The organism is Paenibacillus sp. MAH-35, assembly GCF_058135425.1.
The window spans coordinates 65760-88405 of sequence record NZ_JBYUPU010000024.1; the positions used below are offsets into that span (position 1 = coordinate 65760).

General features: G+C 38.3%; 17 protein-coding genes. 12 read left to right on the plus strand and 5 right to left on the minus strand.

All coding sequences use genetic code 11. The annotated features are described in order from the left end of the window. Positions 1 to 230 precede the first annotated feature (230 nt). The 4 genes from AC3Y2E_RS22460 to AC3Y2E_RS22475 all read right to left on the minus strand — a co-directional run bounded on the left by AC3Y2E_RS22460 (position 231) and on the right by AC3Y2E_RS22475 (position 6595). Positions 231 to 2717, minus strand: coding sequence for an O-antigen ligase family protein (locus tag AC3Y2E_RS22460; RefSeq protein WP_379214313.1), 2487 nt, complete (start codon positions 2715 to 2717; stop codon positions 231 to 233). Between the two features lie 109 nt (positions 2718 to 2826). Beyond that, on the minus strand, positions 2827 to 3927 hold the full coding sequence (locus AC3Y2E_RS22465) for a glycosyltransferase (RefSeq protein ID WP_379214315.1): 1101 nt from the start codon (positions 3925 to 3927) through the stop codon (positions 2827 to 2829). Continuing rightward, complete coding sequence (locus tag AC3Y2E_RS22470) at positions 3866 to 5098, minus strand: glycosyltransferase family 4 protein (protein WP_379214317.1); 1233 nt, start codon at positions 5096 to 5098, stop codon at positions 3866 to 3868. The genes AC3Y2E_RS22465 and AC3Y2E_RS22470 overlap by 62 nt, the downstream gene beginning before the upstream one ends. Positions 5099 to 5101: 3 nt before the next feature. Then, positions 5102 to 6595: a sugar transferase gene (locus tag AC3Y2E_RS22475; RefSeq protein ID WP_379214319.1), complete on the minus strand. Its 1494-nt coding sequence runs from the start codon at positions 6593 to 6595 to the stop codon at positions 5102 to 5104. A gap of 255 nt (positions 6596 to 6850) precedes the next feature. Between AC3Y2E_RS22475 and AC3Y2E_RS22480 the strand changes: the two genes are divergently transcribed. From AC3Y2E_RS22480 to AC3Y2E_RS22525, 10 genes are read left to right on the plus strand one after another with little or no spacing between them, the layout of a single operon-like run. After that, positions 6851 to 7930, plus strand: coding sequence for a mannose-1-phosphate guanylyltransferase (locus tag AC3Y2E_RS22480; protein WP_379214321.1), 1080 nt, complete (start codon positions 6851 to 6853; stop codon positions 7928 to 7930). Positions 7931 to 7981: 51 nt separating this feature from the next. Next, positions 7982 to 8947: a GDP-mannose 4,6-dehydratase gene (gene gmd, locus AC3Y2E_RS22485; RefSeq protein WP_379214323.1), complete on the plus strand. Its 966-nt coding sequence runs from the start codon at positions 7982 to 7984 to the stop codon at positions 8945 to 8947. 18 nt (positions 8948 to 8965) lie between these two features. Beyond that, positions 8966 to 9928 carry a GDP-mannose 4,6-dehydratase gene (locus tag AC3Y2E_RS22490; RefSeq protein WP_379214325.1) on the plus strand — a complete coding sequence of 321 codons (963 nt, stop codon included), beginning with the start codon at positions 8966 to 8968 and terminating at the stop codon, positions 9926 to 9928. 35 nt (positions 9929 to 9963) lie between these two features. Next, positions 9964 to 10707, plus strand: coding sequence for an ABC transporter permease (locus tag AC3Y2E_RS22495; RefSeq protein WP_379214327.1), 744 nt, complete (start codon positions 9964 to 9966; stop codon positions 10705 to 10707). After that, positions 10704 to 11975: an ABC transporter ATP-binding protein gene (locus tag AC3Y2E_RS22500; RefSeq protein WP_379214329.1), complete on the plus strand. Its 1272-nt coding sequence runs from the start codon at positions 10704 to 10706 to the stop codon at positions 11973 to 11975. Before AC3Y2E_RS22495 ends, AC3Y2E_RS22500 begins: the two co-directional genes overlap by 4 nt. Continuing rightward, positions 11962 to 12420, plus strand: a complete 459-nt coding sequence (locus tag AC3Y2E_RS22505; RefSeq protein WP_379214331.1) for a hypothetical protein — start codon at positions 11962 to 11964, stop codon at positions 12418 to 12420. Before AC3Y2E_RS22500 ends, AC3Y2E_RS22505 begins: the two co-directional genes overlap by 14 nt. 5 nt (positions 12421 to 12425) lie before the next feature. Further along, complete coding sequence (locus AC3Y2E_RS22510; protein WP_379214333.1) at positions 12426 to 12809, plus strand: hypothetical protein; 384 nt, start codon at positions 12426 to 12428, stop codon at positions 12807 to 12809. Between the two features lie 4 nt (positions 12810 to 12813). Beyond that, positions 12814 to 14256 carry a methyltransferase domain-containing protein gene (locus AC3Y2E_RS22515; RefSeq protein ID WP_379214335.1) on the plus strand — a complete coding sequence of 481 codons (1443 nt, stop codon included), beginning with the start codon at positions 12814 to 12816 and terminating at the stop codon, positions 14254 to 14256. Between the two features lie 10 nt (positions 14257 to 14266). Next, complete coding sequence (locus AC3Y2E_RS22520) at positions 14267 to 17239, plus strand: glycosyltransferase (protein ID WP_379214337.1); 2973 nt, start codon at positions 14267 to 14269, stop codon at positions 17237 to 17239. A 21-nt stretch (positions 17240 to 17260) separates the two neighbouring features. Beyond that, complete coding sequence (locus tag AC3Y2E_RS22525; RefSeq protein WP_379214339.1) at positions 17261 to 18922, plus strand: glycosyltransferase family 4 protein; 1662 nt, start codon at positions 17261 to 17263, stop codon at positions 18920 to 18922. A 205-nt stretch (positions 18923 to 19127) separates the two neighbouring features. Here the strand turns inward: AC3Y2E_RS22525 and AC3Y2E_RS22530 are convergent, their stop codons facing one another. Beyond that, on the minus strand, positions 19128 to 19691 hold the full coding sequence (locus tag AC3Y2E_RS22530) for a transposase (protein WP_379214341.1): 564 nt from the start codon (positions 19689 to 19691) through the stop codon (positions 19128 to 19130). 164 nt (positions 19692 to 19855) lie between these two features. Between AC3Y2E_RS22530 and AC3Y2E_RS22535 the strand changes: the two genes are divergently transcribed. Together AC3Y2E_RS22535 and AC3Y2E_RS22540 are read left to right on the plus strand one after the other, a co-directional pair. Next, positions 19856 to 20989: an acyltransferase family protein gene (locus AC3Y2E_RS22535; RefSeq protein ID WP_379214343.1), complete on the plus strand. Its 1134-nt coding sequence runs from the start codon at positions 19856 to 19858 to the stop codon at positions 20987 to 20989. 443 nt (positions 20990 to 21432) lie between these two features. Next, complete coding sequence (locus AC3Y2E_RS22540) at positions 21433 to 22515, plus strand: LolA family protein (protein WP_379214345.1); 1083 nt, start codon at positions 21433 to 21435, stop codon at positions 22513 to 22515. Positions 22516 to 22646 lie beyond the last annotated feature (131 nt).

The following is a 22646-nucleotide window of genomic DNA, read 5'->3' on the forward strand; positions in this document are numbered from 1 at the left end:
GGTATTTTTAATGGGGGTTGGATATGAATTCCATTCAAAAAAAATTTTCATGGAGGGATTTGTAATTGATGATAGCCAGTGGAGGAAAGAAAACCCTCGCTCTCCTGGAGGGAGAAGCGAGGGTGTAGGTTAAGATGGTTTTTGGCTAAGTGTCTTGACCGGCCAAGCAAAAGTACAACTCCCGACACGCGGCGCTCGGCCCCACTGCGACTGTCGAACCATTGTCATTCTTATTGCATTTGCAGCAATTTATCAATTTCGTTTTTCTCGTTCGGATTTTTAGCAACCAGCTTGTTATACAACTCTTGGTCCGACTTTCCTTGCTTCATAACCGAGGCCAGGTACCAGCGAATGACGGTCTGGATATTCGCATCGTCAATATTGCCGCCAATGGAGCCTTTTAATGCTTCGGCAGCAGCATTGTAATCACCTTTACCGTAGTAGGCTTGGCCTGCTGCAGAGGTCAGAGTAACGGAAAGATCGAAGGCTGCCCCTTGCATTTGAGCATCCGGCAACGTCTTCAGATGTTCAATCTTCTGGATTACGGTTTGGTATGCCCCGATCACCTTATCCGCATGTTGATCCGCTAAAGCTTTATTGTTTCCTGCTCGAGCGGCCTGACTACGCTGTAAATGCATCGTAGCAAAACTGTCGTACAACGAAGTGTCCCAAGGATACTTCTCTAACCCTTCTGTAGCCAGCTCCAACAATTTATCTTGATCGTTTTTCAGCGAATACAGTTGGTACTCTTGTCCAAAAATTGACTTGTTATGAGGCTCCTTGGCTCTCGTAGCTTGAATCAAAGTAATAGCCTCGTTGAATATATTTTCGTCCTTGTTCTGGGAGTACAGCTGTATCAGAAAGCCAACTTTGGTAAGCACATAATCGGGATGCGTCGCTTTTAAATCTAACGCTCCGTTCAGCGGATTCATAATCTCCTGCAGCGGTTTTTGAGCTGCTGCGTTGTTTAAGGACGCAGCGAACCTGGAGTTTGCGCTCATGGAAGTTGCAGAATAAATGAATGTAACAATAGCGATGACCCCAAGCATAATTGGATAGGAGATCCGCCACTTCGTAAAAAAGCTTTTATTCGTAAATGCCAGTTCCTTCGTTGAAAAGCCGGAAACCATCCCGCCGAGACAAAGGAAAACAAGCGAAGCGATAAAGGCGTAACTCATCTCAAAGTCAATTACACTGTGAACGAGCAGAGAAATCGCAATAATATAGAAAATAAAAGTGTTTCGGCGTGATGTTTCATCACTCGTTATATACGACCGGATATACTGGTACATAATGTACAGCAGGAATGCAGCTAAGATTACAATTCCGAGCGTGCCCACTTCAATCCAAAATTGAAGGAAGAAGTTATGCGCTTGTCTGCTGGTGTACGGGTTGTTCTGGTATTTCTCATACAAAGCGGCCCATCCGCCACCGCCGGCCCCAGTGATCGGGTAATCGCCAATTAGCTTGAACGCATCTTTGTAGAAGGTTGTCCGTTCCAATACACTATGCTGCTCAAAGTTAATATTTTCTATCCGTTTTTCGAGCGTGTCGGGCAACATTTTACGAATCGGCGAATCGCTGGTCAGAATATAAAAGCCGATAAGCCCGACCACAACGGCCAACACGGGCAGAGCGAACGACGAAAATTTAAAGGATAGCCACGATACTTGCTTTTCCAAAAAACGAATGCCGAGAAAACGGTGAATCAGGAACGTAACGGCTGCGACTCCAACAGTAGCGATTAGGAGGTACGTCCAGCCTTCCAACACTTTGGGATCGGATAAGCCGAGCAAAGATACTTTGCCATCTGGGGTCCGTGTCGCTAATATTCTGGATACGATGTCGTTCCCTACAGCGTTCATCTTGTCCGTAATGGCAAACGAACCTAAGCTGGCAATAACCAGATATCCTAAGAATAAAAACTGTTTTTTAAGCGATATAAACGGAAGAACCAGAAGCAGCACAAACGGGATGACGACTATGCCTCCCCGCGAGAGTGTAAGCCAAAATGATACAATAATTGGAACGAGCATTAAGCTATGTCCAGCTATGGCGTACCATTTACGGGAATGAACAAGAAGATACAAGCAAGCAAATAACGCTGCCATCAGAAAAGCCGCATATGCATTGGCATACTGGAACACGGAAGTGAGACGCAAGCCTTGATCCGTCAGCATCACGCCGTCTCTTGCATACGCATTGCCGAACAAATTCAAAATCCCGTACAGCACAATGACATAGCTGCACATCACAATTGCGTTTCGAAGGATACTGTTACCTAATTGGTTTTTATTCAAATAAATACCTATAACAAAAAATGACGAGTACATGATTTGGAGAAAAATCATCTTCGTGGACAAATGATCCGAAGCCGCTGTGAACGAAGAAATCACATAAGTCAGTGGAATCAGCCATACACCAATCGACAATAAATCCGCCCGATCCTTTAGCTTCCAATTACTGAAGAAATAAATTGCGATGAACACCAGGATGAACGAACTCCAAAGCAGCGCGGAAAAAATCGGGTTTTCGAACGAATTGACCGCAAAGAGCTGATTGGACTCGCCGTTAAATAAAGCCGTCTGAAATGAAGAAAAAAACATAAATGCGACTACAAAAAACACAGTTAGCCAGTAAAGAATCGACGTTTCCTCTGTATTGCGTTGCCTCTGCTTGGCAGCTTTGCTACTTTTACCGTAGACGGGTTGACTCATTGCGATAGTACCTCGTTTCTCTTCTCCTTTGTATGGTGTTATTTTATCATTGGATTGGGGAATTAGGAAGCGAGTAGGCTGCTTTTATATGGAATACCAAGTTGCTTGCCTAACTAGTTGCTTTTCTTTCAATCTTCTCTTGTATAAAATCCATTATTTTTTGTTTAAAGGTGGTCGTGCTAAATTCGTTGGCGTGAGCTTGAATTTGGTTTGAATCGAAGTTCATTGTCTCTATCTGACGGACTGCTGCAATGACGCTCTCAGGTGTAGAGTGGTCGAAGAACAGTCCAGTTTGGTTTTCTTTAACAGTCTCTAGCGCGCCACCTTTGCGATAGGCGATAACTGGACGGCCGCTTGCTTGTGCCTCCAAAGGTGTGATTCCAAAGTCCTCTTCCCCTCCGAGAATAAAACATTTGCATTTGGAGTAGTACTCGGCAATGACTTCGTCCGATTGAAAGCCTAAAAGCTTTACGCTGGGACCAGCCATAGCTTCCAGCCTTTTTCTATCATACCCATCACCAATAATAACGAGGGGCAAATTCAGTTCGTTAAATGCTTGAATGACAATATCGATCCGCTTGTATGGAATAAGCCGCGAAACGATAAGATAATAATCTCCAATCGTATCGGAACGATAAAACTGATCCAAATTCACTGGGGGATATATAACCTCGGAGTCTCGTCCGTAGTATTTGTTGATCCTTCTGGAAATACTTTTAGAATCAGCAATGAAATGATCGACCCTTTGGGCTGTCAACTGATCCCACATTCTTATTTTGTGAAGAACGCGGGGAAGCGCGAATTTGAAGATCGGATTCGTAATATCTTCATTCATATATTGATGATAAAGATCCCATACATACCTCATCGGTGTATAACAATAACAGATGTGAAGCTGATTCGGGTTCGTAATGACACCTTTTGCAAATGCACTTGAGCTACTAAGAATAACATCATAGCCTCGGAGATCGAATTGCTCGACTGCGATCGGGAAGAGGGAGAGCATTTTTTTATAATGATTTTTAGAAAAAGGTATTTTCTGAATAAAAGAAGTTCGAATATCGGCTTTTTGAAACTTCTCCGGCATTTTGGAAAGATCGGAGACCATGGTGTAGATCGGAGCCTCAGGAAACATCTCCATAAAGATTTCAAGTACCCGTTCCGCTCCCCCGTACTGATTGAGGTAGTCGTGTATAATCGCGATTTTCATAGGATAGCTCCTTGTTTTCTGGGAAGTTGGAATTGAGAACGTCCAGATATACTTGTTTGGTTGCCTGAGCTGTTTGTTTCCAAGAAAAGTGGGCTGCTCTTTGCAAAGATAAACTGGAATAAGACTTACGTACTGCATCGTCAGATAAGATCCTATATAGATGATTGGCCCAGGATTCATAGTCGTGGGGGGTTACTTGGATCCCATATGAACCTATTACTTCAGGAATGGATGAAACATCTGAGCCGATTACCGGTATTCCGCATTTCATCGCTTCCAGAATGGGAATCCCAAATCCTTCATAAATGGAAGGCATGACGAACGTTGTGGCCCCATTGTATATGGCAGGTAAATGCTCATCCTCAATATACCCCATGAAAATGACGTCGGATTCCAGCTCGTTATCACGAATAAACTCAAACATAGGGGAGTACTTCCACCCTTTGGCTCCAACAATGACCAGCTTATCGGTTACATCTGTATTCTGCTTTAATAAAAGATACGATTTTAATAGACCGAGTAAATTTTTTCTCGGCTCCAACGTTCCAACGAATAAAATGTATCGCTCTGGCAAATGATAACTTTGAATGATAGGCAGATATTCGGATTCCGGTAATGGCATAAATTGTTCATCAGCGGCCAAATGTATAACTGAAATTTTGTGCTCAGCTATGTTAAGCAAATCCATGATATCTATTTTCGTCTGCTCAGAATCAGCAATAATGTGATCGCATTTTTGAGCACTATACGGCACCCATTTGCTGTGATGTTTGTAGATTTTGTCGCTTGTTGATTCCGGAAATTTCATATAGGCCAGATCATGGATAGTGATAACACTTTTTCCAGCCATCGTTCGGTTATAAGTAAAGTTGGTTCCGTGAAAAAGCTGTGCTGATTTTGATTTCATAAAGTCATATGGGAAATTGTATAGGAAGTTAGGCTTCATCAGTCTTCGGATGACTTTGTATGGGTATCTTTGGTTGATAATGTGTTTCAGTAAAACTCGTGAAGCCGAGATTTCGTTAATTTGTATTCCTTTAGCTATTCTATTAAAGGCCAAAGAAACATTCAGTTCCTCGTCGTTTTGATATTCATTGAACAGACAGCCTACATAGCGAGCAATCCCACTTTTATTTCCTAGTAAAGGCTGGGCGTCTAAAAAAACATTCATAATCTAATATGCTCCTTCGCCTTTCATCACGACGGAAATTGTTTTCAGCATAATTTTGATGTCCAGGGCCAGACTCCAGTTTTCAATATAGTATACGTCAAGGTTCATCCATTGCTGAAACGATAAATCACTTCTGCCGCTCACTTGCCAAAGTCCCGTGATCCCTGGAAGTACCTCGAGTCGTCTCCATTCCCAATCTCCGTATCGTTCTACCTCGTTAGGAAGAGGAGGTCTTGGCCCAACTAGGCTCATATCTCCTTTTAGTATATTAAAGAACTGCGGAAGTTCATCAATCGAATATTTTCTAATGAACCGTCCTACCGGAGTTATTCTCGGATCATTCTTTATTTTGAAAGCGAGACCGTCGGATTCATTAAGATGCACCAGCTTTTCTTTTATTTGATCTGCATTAACGACCATAGAGCGAAATTTATACATTTTGAATATTTTCCCATTCTTTCCTAGTCGTTGCTGTGTGTAAATTATTGGCCCTTTTGAAGTTGTTTTAATAGCTAAAGCTGTAGCAAGGAGAATTGGAGATATTAATACTATAAGCAAGGATGCACCTAATAAATCGAATATTCTTTTTAAAAGTAACCCTGTACCCCTCATTGGAGTTTTGACCAAGGTTACAACTGGTAAGGCATTAATGCTGCCGAATTGAACGGTACTCGTCACTAAATTAAACATGTCGGGTATAATATTAATTTTAATATCAATCTTTCTTAGATCCCTTAGGATCTTATTGACAAGATCCCGTTCGGAAGGAATTGTAATTATTAATTCATCTATCACATGTTGTCCTATGATTTTATTTATAGCGGTTGTTGCGCCCAAAAATTGGATGTGATTTTCGTATTTATTAGTATCGTCATCGACAAACCCAATAATTCGATAGCCAAGCCATTTGTTAGCAGACAGTTCATCCATGATCAGATGACCCATTTTACCGGCTCCAACAATTAACACATTTCGGCTTACAATGCCTTTAGTTGCAAATGAGAAGTAAACTTTTCTTTTGATCCAACGCAAGATGGCGGACCACAGGATAACACCAATCCAATAGCTCACAATAACGATCCTAGAGTATTCATCAATTTTCAACAAAAAGCTTATCCCGACCGTCAATAATATAGCGAGAGAATAAGCTCTAGTCATTTTTAACAATTCATCGGAAAGGCCAAAGTTAGACCTGAAAGTGAATATACGATATCGATAAACTAGAAATAAATATATGACTGAGGATATCGAGTAAAATAGCAAATAAATCTCAAAACGGGGGGCAGTGAAGTCAAATACAGATACTTCATGATTAAATTCAAACTCCAGCCTCACGTAGTAGAGTAGAAAATAGATGGATGTAAATGATAAAAACTCTATCATAATGAAGCCAATAGACATTGCAGTTGAAAGTATTTTACGTTGTTCGAGTTTTTGATTGGTTTCAAGTGTCTGATTCAAATTTGCACCTTGGTTCGACAAAATCGGAAGATTCACGACATAAAGCTCCTTTTCGGCTATAATAGTCGATATGGATAATGTAAAGGATGTGAGTGTAACACCCCAAAAATGTATGGTAAACATTTGATAATGGATAAACACCAGGTTCTCTTGCTATGATTATAACAAAGAAGACGGTACGCGGGTAATTTCCATTTTATTGCCCTTTTACTAAGTATATTATAAACTTAAACAGTTGAAGGGAAAAATTAGAATATTTTTGTCGAAAATGCAGGTTTGGAGGTTGTAGTAGTGACAATAACCGCGGTTATAATGGCCGGAGGCAAGGGAGAAAGATTCTGGCCAAAAAGCAGAACAAATTTGCCTAAACAGTTTCTAAATATTTCCGGATCAAAATCCATGATTCAACAAACTATATCGCGTCTAGAAAGATTGATTGACTTATCTCGGATCTTCATTGTTACGAACGAGTTATACGCAGAATTGATCCATGCCCAGGTACCTGCGCTGCCAATCGAGAATATTATTATCGAGCCACTGGGGAGGAATACCGCTCCTTGCTTGGGGGTGGCATCGATTGCCATAGAGGAAAGATACCCTGATAGTACAATGGTAGTTCTGCCATCCGATCATATTATAGAAAATGTGGATGGTTTCATTAAAATTATTGAAACAGCTGTTCAAGTAGCCCGAAAAGATGAAAATCTGGTTACCTTGGGAATTCAACCTACATATCCAGAAACAGGGTATGGATACATTGAAAGTACTAAAGAAATGATTCCTATGAATGAATTGGAAGTATATAAAGTAAACAAATTTGTAGAAAAGCCAGATTATGATACGGCAAGATCTTATTTGGATTCAGGAAACTACTACTGGAATAGTGGAATTTTTGTATGGAAAACAGAAGTTATAAGAAGATATATTCAAGAGTTCATGCCAGATATGCATGATGTTTTGGAAACGATGCGGGCAGATTCTGAATGGCAGACGAATAGGAATGAGGTAATCAAAAAGGAATTTATAAAAATGCCGGATCAATCTATCGATTATGGGATTATGGAGAAGGCTAGCAGTATTTTCGTCATCCCTTGCATTTTCGGGTGGGACGATGTTGGAAGCTGGACGGCTCTAGATCGAATTAATGACCGTGATGAGAACGGAAACGTAATTAAAGGGAATATACTGAATCTGGATACAAAAAGATGTATTATCGAAAGTAATGGTAAACTCATCGCAACTCTAGGCGTCGAAGATCTAATTATTGTCGATACCGAAGACGTTACGTTAATTTGTTCCAAAGATAAGGCTCAGGAAGTGAAATTGCTTCTTAAGGAGCTTCGTACACAGAAGCTGGAGAAGTACCTTTAATATCGGGCCATATTTATTTTTAATTTAAAATTATGTAGAGGAGTATATAACATGGCAAAGAATGCGCTTATCACTGGAGTAACTGGACAAGATGGATCTTATCTTGCGGAGCTTCTACTTGAAAAAGGATATAAAGTGTTTGGACTACGCAGAAGAACCAGTTCTCCGATTATGGAAAATATTCACCATATTAAGAATGAAATCGAATTTATTGAAGGCGATTTGCTGGATCAAGGTTCTCTCATTCATTCGGTAAGGCAGTCTAACCCAGATGAGGTATATAACCTAGCTGCACAGTCATTTGTAGGAACATCTTGGGTTCAGCCGGTACTAACTGGACAATCGACGGCTATTGGAGTAACAAATATGTTGGAAGCTGTTCGTTTGACCAAACCGGAAGCCAAGTTTTATCAGGCATCCAGCAGCGAAATGTTTGGTAAAGTCGTTGAAACGCCTCAAAAAGAGACGACTCCGTTCTATCCAAGAAGTCCTTATGGTGTCGCAAAGGTATACGGACACTGGATTACAGTTAATTATCGCGAGAGCTTCGACATGTTTGCAACATCAGGCATTTTGTTTAACCACGAATCTCCGCGCCGTGGAGTGGAGTTCGTTACAAGAAAAGTAACGGACGCCGTTGCTCGCATTAAGCTGGGGATGCAAAAAGAATTACGTATGGGTAACTTGGATGCAAAGCGTGATTGGGGCTTTGCCGGTGACTACGTTAAAGCAATGTGGCTGATGCTTCAACAGGACCAAGCAGACGACTATGTAATTGCAACTGGAGAGACTCATACAGTTGAGGAACTAGTAGAAATTGCTTTTGGACATGTAGGTTTAAATTGGAGGGACTATGTTGTTGTAGACCCTAAGTTTGTTCGTCCTGCAGAGGTGGACTTGTTGTTGGGGGATCCGACAAAAGCCAAGAAAAAACTTGGCTGGGAGCTGGAGGTTGGGTTTGAGCAATTGGTTACTATGATGGTTGAGAGTGATTTGCGGATATGGGGAAAAAAATAAGGACAAAGGATGCTTCCAATGAAAGCACTAGTTACTGGAGCAACAGGTTTTGTTGGAGAATACTTGTGTAGATATTTAGTTTCAATCGGATACGAAGTATGGGGAACTAGCCGAAGGAGTTCCCCTGTGATGGCTGATGAATGGAAAATAGTCACTCTTAATTTGAATGATCAGGGAGCTATACTAAGTTTATTAAACGACATTAAGCCTGACGAAATATATCATTTAGCTGGCCAAAGTTCTGTTAAGTATTCTTGGAACAATAAAATAGAAACAATGGATTCAAACTTTGGTGTAACAATGAACTTGCTAGAGGCTCTTGTTTCTAGCACCATATCAACTCAATCAAAGCTGCTAGTCGTTGGCTCTTCTGAAGAATACGGAAAAGTTTGTACGGATAGTATGCCAATAAGTGAAACAACTCCGCTAAATCCCATTAGTCCTTATGGTGTATCAAAGGCTAGTGTGCACTTACTTTCTAAACACTATATTAACTCTTATGGCTTAGATATTGTTCATGCTCGACCGTTTAATCATATCGGTCCAGGCCAAGGTAGTGGTTTTGTAGCTACTGATTTTGCAAAACAAGTTGCTGAAATTGAATTGGGCAATAGAGTGAATCCTGAGATAATAGTGGGTAATTTAACTGCAAAAAGGGATTTCTTAGATGTTAGAGATATTGTTAAGGCTTACCAAATGCTTATGGTGAGGGGCAAGAGTGGCGAAGTATACAATATATGCTCTTCGAAACCAGTAGAGATTTGTTATTTGCTTAATTATTTTGTTAGTCAGTCAAATAAAAAAATCAATGTAACTGTTGATGAAAACTTATTACGCCCAGTAGATTTTCCTGTTTATTTTGGAAATAACTCCAGGTTGATAGCAGATACAGGGTGGCGCAGAACTATACCCCTTGAAATAAGTTTAAACGATATATATCATTTCATGTTAGATATTGTTAGGAGGAACAAATTATTATAAAAGCAATTTGGCAATATAGATCATTTATTCATGGGATGGTAGTAAGAGATTTTAAAACAAAATATTTGAATACAGTTTTTGGTTCATTATGGGCTATTCTTAATCCACTAGCACAAATACTAATCTACACACTGATATTTTCACAAGTGATGAAAGCAAAGCTTCCTGCAATAGAAGATGATTTAGGGTATAGTATTTACTTGATAGCTGGAATAGTGAGTTGGCAATTTTTTTCTGAAGTATTAAATAGGACACAAACTATTTTTCTAGAACAAGCAAACTTGATTAAAAAGGTGAATTTTCCCAGAATAAGCTTGCCGCTATTTGTGGTGATTTCAGCAGCGATTAATTATATGATCCTGATGGCCTTATTTATATTATTTTTATTCCTTTCGCACCGGGAGCCAGCTATATCATTTATAAGTCTAGTACCATTACTTATACTGCAGCAATGTATCGCTTGTGGTTTGGGTATTTTTTTTGCAACACTGAACGTATTTTTTAGAGATATCGGGCATTCGATGTCGGTTGTTCTTCAATTTTGGTTTTGGCTTACTCCTATTGTTTATCCTATAGAAATAATTCCGCAACAACTTAGATGGATTCTAGATCTTAATCCCCTAAGTGTTATTATAAGATCTACTCAGGATATTTTTTTATATGGCTTTTGGCCTGTGTGGGAAAGGTTAATACCGGTGACTGCTTTCTCTATACTTTGTTTACTCCTAGGCTATTTTGTTTTTCGGAAATTAAACAAAGAATTGGTGGATGAACTATGACAGGAACTATTTCAGTACAGAATCTGGGAAAGAAATATAAGAAATATAAGAACAAAGCGGCTCGTATTATCGAATGGATTACTATGGGTAAAAAATATAAACATGACGAAACATGGGTATTGAGAGGATTGAATTTTGAGATAGAATCGGGACAGGCTGTTGGAATAGTGGGTCAAAATGGAGCAGGGAAGAGTACTCTGCTAAAAATGTTAACTGGAACTGCTGCTCCAACAGTTGGGCATATTTCGGTTTCTGGTAAAGTTGCAGCACTTCTCGAGTTGGGAATGGGATTTCACCCTGATTTTACAGGAAGACAGAATGTGTACATTACTGGGCAATTAATGGGGTTGAATAATGAAGAAATAACCACATTACTACCTGAAATAGAAGCTTTCGCAGAGATTGGTCAATATATTGATGAACCCCTTAGAACATATTCAAGTGGAATGGCTGTACGTATTGCTTTTGCTGCAGCTACAGCAATTCGACCTGACATATTAATTGTTGACGAGGCTTTGTCTGTAGGGGATGCCTATTTCCAACAAAAGTGTTTTAATCGGATTAAAGAATTTAGAAATGAGGGGACAACACTACTCTTTGTTTCTCATGATGCCGCGGCTATAAAAAACCTATGTGATAGAGCAATTCTACTTGACCGAGGTACCTTAGTAAAGGAAGGTAAACCTGAGGAAATTATTGATTTTTATAATGCATCAATTGCAAAGAGAGAAGCAGAATATCAAATAAGGCAATCACAAGGGAAGGGAACTAGAGTTACCACAAGATCAGGGGAAGGGTCTGTTAAGATAGCGGATGTTAAAATACTATCTAATCAGAACAAAGATATATGTGTTGTTCAGGTGGGAGACGAGATTGATGTTCGTGTTTTATTTGAGAGTATAACTGATATATCTGACCCTACAATTGGAATTTTGTTTAAAGATAGAGTGGGTAATGAAATATTTGGTACAAACACATATCACCAGGGTTATAGTATTGGAAAAGTGAAAAAGAATGATTTAAACGAAGTTAGCTTCAAAATAAAAGTTAATTTTGGTCTAGGAAACTACAGTTTAACTGTTGCTATTCATGAAGGTTCAAATCACATTCAGAAAAATTATGATTGGTGGGATCATGTAAAGACTCTACAAGTTATTGCAGGTTCTGAAAATCCTTTTGTGGGCTGTTGTTATGTTTCCGTTGAGTGTTCTTCGTCTAAAACGATCAGCAGTACTTCAGAAAAGAGGAGCGAGCTTGATAATCAATAAATATATAAAAACTACATTTATAATCATACTTTGCTTATTTACAGTAAGTTGCTCTAATAAGGATAGCCAAGTATCGTTGCAAGTGGCTAAAAAACTAATAGTTAGTAACGGTGGTAAAGAAGTTTCAATGTTGGTCCGTGTAAAAAACAATAAAGATTACCCTATTTCATCGAAAGATAATAACTATTATTTATCTTACCATCTATTGGATCGAGATAAGAAGATGATCCTTTTTGATAATATCAGAACAGATGTAACTACGATAAAGCCAGGTGAAGTTAAAGATATCCCACTGAAAGTTATTGTCCCTGAATCGCAAGGGGATTACTATGTTGAAGTTGATATGGTTGAAGAAAACGTTGCATGGTTTAAGGATAGAGGGAATAAAACAAGTGTGGGGTCTTTAATAGTACAGAAAGACGCAGATTCAAAAGTGAAACGGTGATAAGTATGAATCAAAAAACGGTTCGTGAGATTATGAAGGAAATTCAAAGCAGTGCCAGAGAGATTAATAATTCTTATAGAAGGGTTGAAAACGTTGGAGATATACTAAAGAATGTGAAGCCAGAAGTTTTTAGGGAAGGTGATCGAGTACTAACTTCAAATCGTCGTTTTATGGGACCTTTTTTTGTGTTTTTCAAAAAGGTAATTATAAAGATTCTTAATTGGTACTTTGCACCCATAATGAATAGGCAGAATGAATTTAATGGAGAAATGCTGAAAGCAATAACTGAACTGACAAATGAAATGAAGATATGTAATCAGAATATTATCAATATCAGCGAGAAGATTGGTGACAATGAGTTGTTGAATATGAAGAAACCTGGAGGCTAAAAAAATGCAAGAAAAAGTAAATGTCAAGAAATTAATGGAAAAAATAAAACAAGAAGTTGCATTACAACAATCTCGACTTGCTAAGGAGACAGACAGGAAAAATAGTAATACTACACTAAACAAGCAGATTAATAACACTCCCCGAATAGTTCGAAAAAATGAATATAATGTCGAAGAACTTCTGGTTTATTCTGATGTTGACTTTGTGGTCAATGCATATCTAGCTCTATTATTGCGAGAACCTGATTTAGAAGGTTTGAATAATCATTTGTCGATGTTGAGAAGTCTAGCATTGGATAAAATTGAAATACTTTGGACTATAAGTAACTCACCAGAAGGTAAAGACAGAAATATTAAAGTAAACGGACTGTACAATGCATATAAGAAGAGAACGTTAAATAAAAAAATTAAAAAAATACCGTTATTTGGATATTTAATCAGGATTATTTCTGGTGTTCTTAGATTGCCACAAACCAGTCAACATCTTTCCCAGTTGGACTCGTATATTCATGCAAAATACAATGAACAAAGAATGGAAATAGAACAAGAGATCAGAGTTATTATAGATACCACTGTAGATACGTATGGAGTCGCTGAAAAGAAAATAGAGGAACTAAATAATCAATTCTTAGCACTCAATCATATTATGGTTGAAGCAGATAATAGATTAAATAACTTTATCAAGTTAATTGAATTGCAAAATAATGAAAAGAAGGAGCAATACCGGGACATTGAAGAACGTATGACGCGTATTGAAGGTATTGTGAATGAGCATGAACCTTTGCTGGATGACATGTATGTTGCCTTTGAAAATAAGTTTAGAGGAACAAGAGAAGAGATTAAATTAAGACAATCCATTTATGTACCTTACCTTAAAGAAGTGAGTGTGGGTTTGAGCAATAGCCCAATCCTTGATATAGGATGCGGTAGAGGCGAGTGGCTAGAATTAATGAGGGAGAACAGCCTTGTCGCTAAGGGTATTGATACAAATCAGAAGATGATTGAAACATGTAAGGGACTTGGATTGGATGTTTTGAAATGTGATGCGTTGGAGTATCTTTCTAGTCAAAGTTCGAATTCGTTTGGTGCGATAACTGGGTTCCATATTGCTGAACATTTATCGTATAAAACGTTGGTTAAAATGATTGATGAGGCTATTAGAGTCCTCCAACCAGGTGGACTGTTAATATTAGAAACTCCAAACCCGGAAAACTTAATTGTTGGTTCATGTAACTTTTATGTGGACCCTACGCACAAAAATCCTTTGCCACCAATGTTTTTACAATTTGTTGTAGAAGAGCGTGGGTTTGATCGCGTTAATATACTACGGCTGCATCCAGATGAATACCTAAATAAAGTCTTAACAGGAGACACTGAAATTACCAACGCGCTTGCTTCCTTTTTCGTCAAAGAAATGGACTATTCAATAATAGCCTATAAAGCATAGGGAGAATATTATGAAAATTTTGATATGCAATGAGCGGTTTTTGTTTCGTTTTGGAGTAGATCGTGCTTTATTAATTCTTGCTCGTGGCTTTAAAGATGCCGGTCACGAGGTTGTGTTTATGGGAAATAAATTCAATGAAGAAACTATGAAGGATATCTCAACTGAAATAATTAGTGTACCTGTGGATAACGATTATTTAAATTTGAATGAATTTACTGATAAATGGCTTCGAGATAATTGGGAAATATGTTTTAACGAGTATAATAAGCCAGATATCGCTATTATCGGGGGCTGGCCCTTTTTTAGTTCAATTCCCTTTTTCGAACAAGAAGGGGTCAAAACGATTTTCTTTGATTGTGGCGCGGTGCCTGTGGAGGGATTTCAGGGAGGGGCTCTAGTCGTACAAGAGAAGCTAAGGTCTTTAAGACAAGAATTTCTTAATAAATCATCTCTTATTGTTGCTATTAGTGATTTCATTGCTAGAACTCAAAGTATGTTGGATTCCAATAATAAAGTACCCGTAAAAAGAGTACTACTAGCTGCCGATCACATGGAATCGTCAATATGGCAAGCTCAAGATTTATCTATATATTCTGAGAAATCTATGCAAATAGCTAGAAAATATAGAGATGAAGGAAACAAAATAATTCTATGTTTAGGTAGATGGGAACCAGATAGTTATAAAAATTCATATGCTGCGTTTGATTTTATTTCCAGGGTCATTGAGACGCACCCTAAAAGTGTGGTGCTCATTTTAGCTGAGGAGAATCAAGCAGAGATTCCAAAAAAAATCAGGAAAAATATTATACCAATTGGTTTTCCTGATGATAAGGAATTGCAGGAGATTATGATGTTGGCCGATTTAGGGGTTTCTTTTTCCAAATGGGAAGGATTTAATCTGCCTTTGACGGAAATGCAATGGCTTGATAGTCCAGTTCTGGCTTTTAATGTTGCGGCTCATCCGGAAGTAATTGTAGATCCAATTTTTTTGTGCGAAAACATGAATGACATGGTTGAAAAAGCAATATTAATACTAGAAGGAAGTGATCTAGTTAGGTTTGGAACCAATTCTAAAAGAGAAAAATTTCATACTTACTTTACCTGGAATCGTGTAATAAATGATTTTCACGTTATTATAGATAATCTTTACAATGAATTAATGATTATAATTGATGTAACAAATGCGTGTAAAGATCCAGCAAATTCTGGAGTTATAAGAGTTACTAGAAGACTTTCAAGAGAACTTCAAACATTTGTTCAACCGATATTTGTTATCTGGGATGATGCTAAAGGTTGCTATGTAATGCCAACAAGTCTTGAGTATGGACAATTGGGTCAGTATAATGGGCCAGTTATCACTGATTCAGAAGTTTTATCTAGTGAGCAGAATAGGGTTACACTAGATGAAGTATTAAAGACAGCTTCAGGACCATCATGGTTGTTATTTACTGAGACAATCAATGAGAATTATGCTAAAAAAATTCGGAAATTTGCTAAAACACGTGGAATTAAATTAGCAGGGATTTTTTATGATGCGATACCGTTAATACATCCAGAACTGTGTAACGAAGGCGTATTACAAAATCATACAGATTACATGTTAGGCTTAGCTGAATGCGATATCATTGTTCCGATATCTAACTTTTCATCAGACAGTCTAAAGACATTTTGGAGCCAAAGGAATATAAATGGAGCAAAAGTTATTACCAATCTGCTTCCTGGAGAATTTGCTGGAGCTCCACGAGCGGAACAGTTAACTGTATTAAATAGTGGTGAAATAAATATTCTTTGTGTATCAACTCTAGAGCCACGAAAGAATCATAAAACCCTTATTGAGGCATGCTTACAGTTAGAAAAAATTAATCCTCATATAAATTGGAAGCTTACTCTTGTTGGAAACCGGTATGCAGGAAATGATGAAATTCCTGAGTATGTTCAATCGGTCGCAAAAAAAAATAATAGAGTATCATGGCTTGGTGTAGTGGATGACACAAAATTAATAGAATTATATCAAAAATGTGACTTTACAGTATATCCATCTTTTATAGAAGGTTTTGGAATGCCAATCATGGAAAGTATCTGGCATGGCAAGCCGTGTATATGTTCCGAAGATGGAGTTATGGGGGAGTTGGCTAAATATGGAGGGTGCTTAACGACTAAAATTAAAGAGGTCACGGCTTTATCACAGGCCATTCAATCCTTAGCTAGTGATAGTGAATTAAGATCAAAATTATCGAAAGAAGCTCAATTACGGGATATTAAGACGTGGAAAGAATATGCAAAGGGGTTTGTTGATATTTTGAGAGAGCGAGATTTCAACAGTTCTGGATACAACTGGGAAAGCATCTTGTACCCAAATTGTTTATGTGATGATTGGCAAATGAACCATTCTGAAAGACTGGGATTGACTGGTTTACTGTCAAGGATACAACCAAAATGTTGTATTGAAATCGGCACTTATAAGGGTGGAAGCTTATCACTTATTTCCCAGCTATCAAGTACGGTATTCTCTATTGACATTGATCCTAGCATCCCTGGTAAATTTCAGCAGTTTGGGAATGTAAGTTTCTTAACAGGTCCTTCATCTACAATTTTGCCGATACTTTTAAAAGAACTTGATGACAATAATATACCAGTTGATTTTATTCTGGTTGATGGAGATCACTCAGCTGAAGGAATTAAAAAAGATATAGCTTGTCTCCACAGTTATGTTCCCAAAAAACCGATGTTTGTTATGCTGCATGATAGTTTTAATCCGGAATGTAGGCGAGGGATGTTGGAAGCTGGGTGGGAAAAATCTCCTTATGCTCAATGGGTTGATTTGGATTTTATTCCTGGACGTATCATTGAACATGGTGGTGGTGGGCAAGGTGAAATGTGGGGAGGGCTTGGTTTAGCTTATTTCTCACCGCAAAAACGCCAAGGAGAACTGCGGATAGGCACAACCGCGCAAACGATGTATGAAAAAATAAAAGGAAGTTAATATAATTACTAGGAGTTAGTTATGTATAACAACGAGAATTCTAGGAAAAGAATTTTATTCTGTTCCAATGTTTATCCACCAGATTTTATCGGAGGAGCGGAACTTATAGCTCATGCACAAGCAAAAAGTTTAAAAAACATGGGGCACGATGTTACCGTGTTTACAGGTGACATAAAAACACATGGAGAGAGGCATTCGTTAAGATTCGATGAATATGAGGGGCTCCATGTGTATAGAATTCATCTGCAGTCTATAGATTATCAACCTGAATTTGTAAATTTCCATCATAAAGAAATTGAAAATCACTTTATTTCAGTCTTGGATAGGTTTGATCCGGAGATTGTGCACTTTCATAATATTATTGGATTATCATTAGGTTGTATTCATATTGCAAAATCTAGAGGCATCAAAACAGTCATGACATTACATGATCATTGGGGTTTTTGCTTTAAAAATACAATAATTAACTCAAAAGAAGCAGTGTGTAGTGATTTCAATGATTGTTCGAATTGTATGTCTTTCATTCATGATGGAGAGATGAGGAATATTCCTATAAAAATGAGAAAGGATTATTTCTCTATCCAATTGTGTCATGTCGATATGTTTATTTCTCCGAGTCAGTACTTGGCAGACACATATGTTAAGGCAGGTTTCCCAAAAAATAAGTTTAAAGTTATATGGAATGGGTTAGATATTAAGCGATTTTCATCTATAAAGAAAGAGAAGAGTGAAAAAATCAGGTTTACATTCGTTGGACACTTTGGATACCATAAAGGTGTGCAATTCTTGTTAGAAGCATTAAATAAGCTCAAAAATAGAGATCACATAATGATTAATCTCGTTGGTGATGGGGAACAACGAAATAATTATGAAAAATATATTAAAGAAAATAATTTGGAGAAAAATATTGAGTTTTGGGGGAAAGTTAAAAATGAGAACATCGAAAAGGTATATTCTCAAACAGATATATTAATCCTACCCTCCATCTGGAATGAAAATCAACCAGTTTCTATTACGGAGGCTATGGCAGCACGTATCCCTGTGATAGCTTCAAATGCGGGTGGAATACCGGAGATGATAATTCATAATAAAACCGGGTTTCTTTTTTCTCCAGGAAATTCAAATGAATTGGCTGAGACAATGAGTAAGTTTTTGGAAAATCCAGAACTAATCCAATTATTAGGTGAAAAATCATACGAAAAAATTGAAAATAATTTGTATGAAAATCAAGTATCTAAAATTTTGAAGACATATGATGAAATAAGTCCGACTCCATCGAACCAAAATAATGATAATTTAATCGCATTAGTCGGAGACAAGATTAATAATGATTTTGCAAATGCAATAAATCGATTAGATGCTGGTATACAAAAAAAATATAAATTCGTCCATGCTGATTGGTTGCAAAATGACCAATTGTTAAACGCTAAGATACTTTGTGTGGTTGATTCAAAAAAATGGCTGGAGTATACTATGCTTGCCATAAACAATGGAATACCATTACTTGTTCAAGAATCCATAGAAGAATTGAAAGATATATGCTTAAAGGCAAACTGCGGTCTATATTTTTCTGATTCAACTGAGGCTGAGCTTTGTATGAAATATCTTTTTGCCAATGAAACTGTTCGAAGTGAACTTGGTATAAATGCTAAGGATTATTTTGTGAAAACTGAATTATCTTAAGTAACGCGATTTTTGAAGGTGTTCCCCTCTACTTGTAGCCTATGTAAGGAAGAAGTTTTTAGGTTGATAAACATATTCACTTATCTTAGGGCAACGCAGTAAGACATATGGACTCCTTAATGCCGATGAGGTTGTGATAGATAACATCGACTTTCAATAGTCCCAACATCGTAGTTTTTTACTATATAAGATGAACTGAAGAATTTCATATCCAAGTGAGGAGACGATCAATAACCTCCAATGGATGTTGATTGATTCGTTTCATGAAAGCAGCGACGTGTGTGCGGATTTGGTAAAACTTGCTGAAGAAAACATTGTTGACCACATCACTTTTTAGCCGTTTCCGCAGCCCTTCAACCGGATTAAGCTCCGGGCTATACTTGGGTAGAAAAACTAATTGAAGTCGTGGGTTCTTTTTCAAAAAAGATTGTAGCTTTTCGGCGTGGTGAATGCGGTAATTATCCAACACCATGACAATGTTCCCATCCGGGTACTGTTTGGCGATGGTGTCCGCAAGGGTTTGTTCTTGTTCCTCGCTCAACTTCTTGGGTCCGCCTGGTGCATGATCGAGTTCAAGACCGGCGATCCCGCTCTCTTGATAGTCTTGCCAATACGTGCTGACGGTTTGATACGTGCGTATGTCTGCGATAGCCGTAAATGTCCGTCCCTTCAAGTGAAGTCGGACGGACAAATAACGTTCGTATAGCCGTGTGTTATGGGTTTCTCGCATGGCTCTCTGGATCATAAATATTTCTTCTTGATGTGTCATTTTTCAACCCGCCTTTCCGGTGCTTTCTCTATCTATTACCCGGTTTGGTCGGTGCTGAGTTCATGAGTTCAACTTATATAGTGATTAAAATCCTATGTCAACAATGGATATAGTTCAGTTCTTCCAAAGGTTAATCAAATAGATGGTTGAAGGGGAACGTATGAGTGAAAAGAAATCTTGCACTTGATGGCCTTCGTGGATATGCAACTTTAGCTGTAATAATTTACCATGCAATATTGTTAATGGACTTAAGCTTGATCGATCGAGTGCTTTTGGTTCCTATTCAGAATATCCCAGGAACCTACGACGTTGTCACTAAAGTAGGTTTGATGATATTTAATGGTGAAACAGCGGTTGCAATATTCTTTGTTCTGAGTGGTGTAGTTTTATTTAACTCCTTAATAAACGGAAAAAAGGGATTTTTCAGATTATGTATCGACTTCGTAATTAAAAGAATTCTACGAATCTATCCTGCACTCATTATTTGTTTACTCGTTCTTTTTTCAATAACACTTTTGTTAAGTAAATGGTTTCCAACCTCTTTTTCTCCATTTACCTGGAGTATATTTGTTAAAAATGCATTATTGACTGAAACGGCAATGCATGGTGCTTCGTGGACACTAAGGATTGAAGTGATTGCAATACCTTTTATTCTTCTTGGGTTTTATGTTTTTCGAATTGGCGGAGTTATTGGATTGATCTTATATATGATTTATTCCATTCTTATAGCCGATAATCCAATTCTGTTTTTAACCGGAGACCCGGCAATTACTTCAAGTTTGTTAAGTTTCTCCATGGGATTCATTATATCTACAAAATTAGGGGAACAGATTTTCACACACTTTAATAAGAAGGGCATTCCATTTATAGTTATATGTATGATTTTAGTTCGCCATATCGTTCCCCATGCGCCCAATACGGCATTGATCGCCCATTCGGTTTTTGCAAGTATGTTAGTTGGTATGATTTATTACAGTAAAGCAGGTAATACAGGAAGATTTCTTGAAAACAAGTTCTCTGCTTACTTGGGAAGTATTAGTTACAGTTTATATTTATTTAACGTTATTTTTTTGAATATTGTTTGTATCTTCATGCTTAAGATGATCCCTCAAGCTTCGAAACACCCCTTAGAATTTGGCCTTTTAGCATCAGGTATTATCATTGTATTATCCATACCTGTTTCGCATTTGTCTGAGAAATATATTGAACGTTCATCTATTTGGTTAGGGAAAAAATTAACAGCTATAACTTTCAATTCAACATCAGTAGCAAAAAAAATGCAAAGAAGTAACATTTAATCGAATGCAAAATTCAAGTCGAACTTCAAAGTCATCGTAATCAGTATTAAAAATAATAAGAAAAATGTTAAGGCTCGCTCATTCATGTGACTCATACACCAATGAGCATGATTCAAGTAATTAGTGACAATAAAACAGTCGTCTTTGTCAACCTATTGGATCTGTGTGATTGTCTTGCGTCCGGCATAGAGAAGGATACCATGGACAGAGTAAACAGACGCCGGATCTGCGGTTTCATTCTAAATTTCAATACCAAATTAACTTGACGAACAGTATGTAGAGGGGTACCGTGTGGCGGAACACCCCCTTTATATGGAATATCACTTTGTATTGTTTAATCGACAGGGCAGTTTTTGCGGTTGTTTTCGTTACTCTGCATATTTGACCAACCCCCCACATACAAATGGTACAAGTAATCATTAATCGTGTGAGGGGTGGATTAAATGCGTCGGGTCACATGGGTACTGGCCATCGTGATGTGCGTTGTATTAGTTACAGCTGGATGTGGGACGAAAAATGCGGAACAAGTTGTCAAGGATTTGGATCATGTGATCGGGAAGCTGAACAGCTATCAGGGCGCAGGGAAGATGACGCTGCATACCGGGCAGCAGGCGCAGCAGTATGAAGTGGAAGTCTGGTATCAGAATCCACATTATTATCGGATAGCGCTGACGAATGAAGCCAAGGATGTCACACAAATTGTTCTGCGTAACGATGAGGGCGTCTTCGTATTAACGCCGCATTTGAATAAGATGTTCCGTTTCCAGAGCGATTGGCCGGAGAATTCCGGACAAGTATATCTGTATCAGTCACTGGTGCAGAGTATCGTGATGGACAACGAGCGGCGTTTTACTGAAGAGAAGGATGCGTATGTATTCGATGTCGTGGCTAATTATCAGAACGGATTGTTGGCCCGGCAAAAGATTTGGCTAAGCAAAAAGGACTATGCACCGCGGCAAGTGCAGGTTTCCGATGAGAACAACAATGTAATGGTGAAAGTAAGTTTTGATCAATTCGAGTTTGGTAAGAAGTTTGAGAAGGATTCATTTGATATGCAGCGAAATATGACAAGCTGGAATATTCAGTCGCTTCCTACCTCGGGTACAATAGGAGTTGCAACTAAGCAAGGGTCCACGGGGACTTCTGTTCAGAAGACTGGTACGACGGATAAGGCGGGGGCGCTTAACTTTGGAATCCTCGAGCCAGATTATATGCCGATGGGTGTTAGGTTGCAGGATTTGAAGGAAATAAATCTCGGTGAGGATAAAGCGATATTGCTCCGTTATTCGGGCACATACAATTACACTATCACCGAATCGATGCCCCAGACGAAAACGGTCACTTCTCTAACTGGTGATATTCTCGACCTCGGCTATACGCTTGGTATAGTGACTGGTGAGGCTAGAGGGTTGCGTACGTTGACTTGGACTTACGATGGTGTAGAGTTTCGACTGTCGACTGGAGATCTTACTGAGACCGAGATGATTCGGGTCGCACAATCTGTTCAAGGGCAGGTTGGGAAGTAAATGACATTCTAGCGAGGCGCCCCACTTTACTTGGAGTGGGGTATTTTTTTGTTTATTTAATTGTGAATGGACATTAATTGACAACGAATTCAGGGACTATTAACATGGATATAATAGACTTTTGTAAACAT

Bases quoted from the DNA above. Each gene is read 5' to 3' on its own strand.
- AC3Y2E_RS22460 (WP_379214313.1), bottom strand. From the start codon at position 2,717: ATGAGTCAACCCGTCTACGGTAAAAGTAGCAAAGCTGCCAAGCAGAGG.
- AC3Y2E_RS22465 (WP_379214315.1), bottom strand. From the start codon at position 3,927: ATGAAAATCGCGATTATACACGACTACCTCAATCAGTACGGGGGAGCG.
- AC3Y2E_RS22470 (WP_379214317.1), bottom strand. From the start codon at position 5,098: ATGAATGTTTTTTTAGACGCCCAGCCTTTACTAGGAAATAAAAGTGGG.
- gmd (WP_379214323.1), top strand. From the start codon at position 7,982: ATGGCAAAGAATGCGCTTATCACTGGAGTAACTGGACAAGATGGATCT.
- AC3Y2E_RS22490 (WP_379214325.1), top strand. From the start codon at position 8,966: ATGAAAGCACTAGTTACTGGAGCAACAGGTTTTGTTGGAGAATACTTG.
- AC3Y2E_RS22495 (WP_379214327.1), top strand. From the start codon at position 9,964: ATGGTAGTAAGAGATTTTAAAACAAAATATTTGAATACAGTTTTTGGT.
- AC3Y2E_RS22500 (WP_379214329.1), top strand. From the start codon at position 10,704: ATGACAGGAACTATTTCAGTACAGAATCTGGGAAAGAAATATAAGAAA.
- AC3Y2E_RS22510 (WP_379214333.1), top strand. From the start codon at position 12,426: ATGAATCAAAAAACGGTTCGTGAGATTATGAAGGAAATTCAAAGCAGT.
- AC3Y2E_RS22515 (WP_379214335.1), top strand. From the start codon at position 12,814: ATGCAAGAAAAAGTAAATGTCAAGAAATTAATGGAAAAAATAAAACAA.
- AC3Y2E_RS22520 (WP_379214337.1), top strand. From the start codon at position 14,267: ATGAAAATTTTGATATGCAATGAGCGGTTTTTGTTTCGTTTTGGAGTA.
- AC3Y2E_RS22525 (WP_379214339.1), top strand. From the start codon at position 17,261: ATGTATAACAACGAGAATTCTAGGAAAAGAATTTTATTCTGTTCCAAT.
- AC3Y2E_RS22530 (WP_379214341.1), bottom strand. From the start codon at position 19,691: ATGACACATCAAGAAGAAATATTTATGATCCAGAGAGCCATGCGAGAA.
- AC3Y2E_RS22540 (WP_379214345.1), top strand. From the start codon at position 21,433: ATGCGTCGGGTCACATGGGTACTGGCCATCGTGATGTGCGTTGTATTA.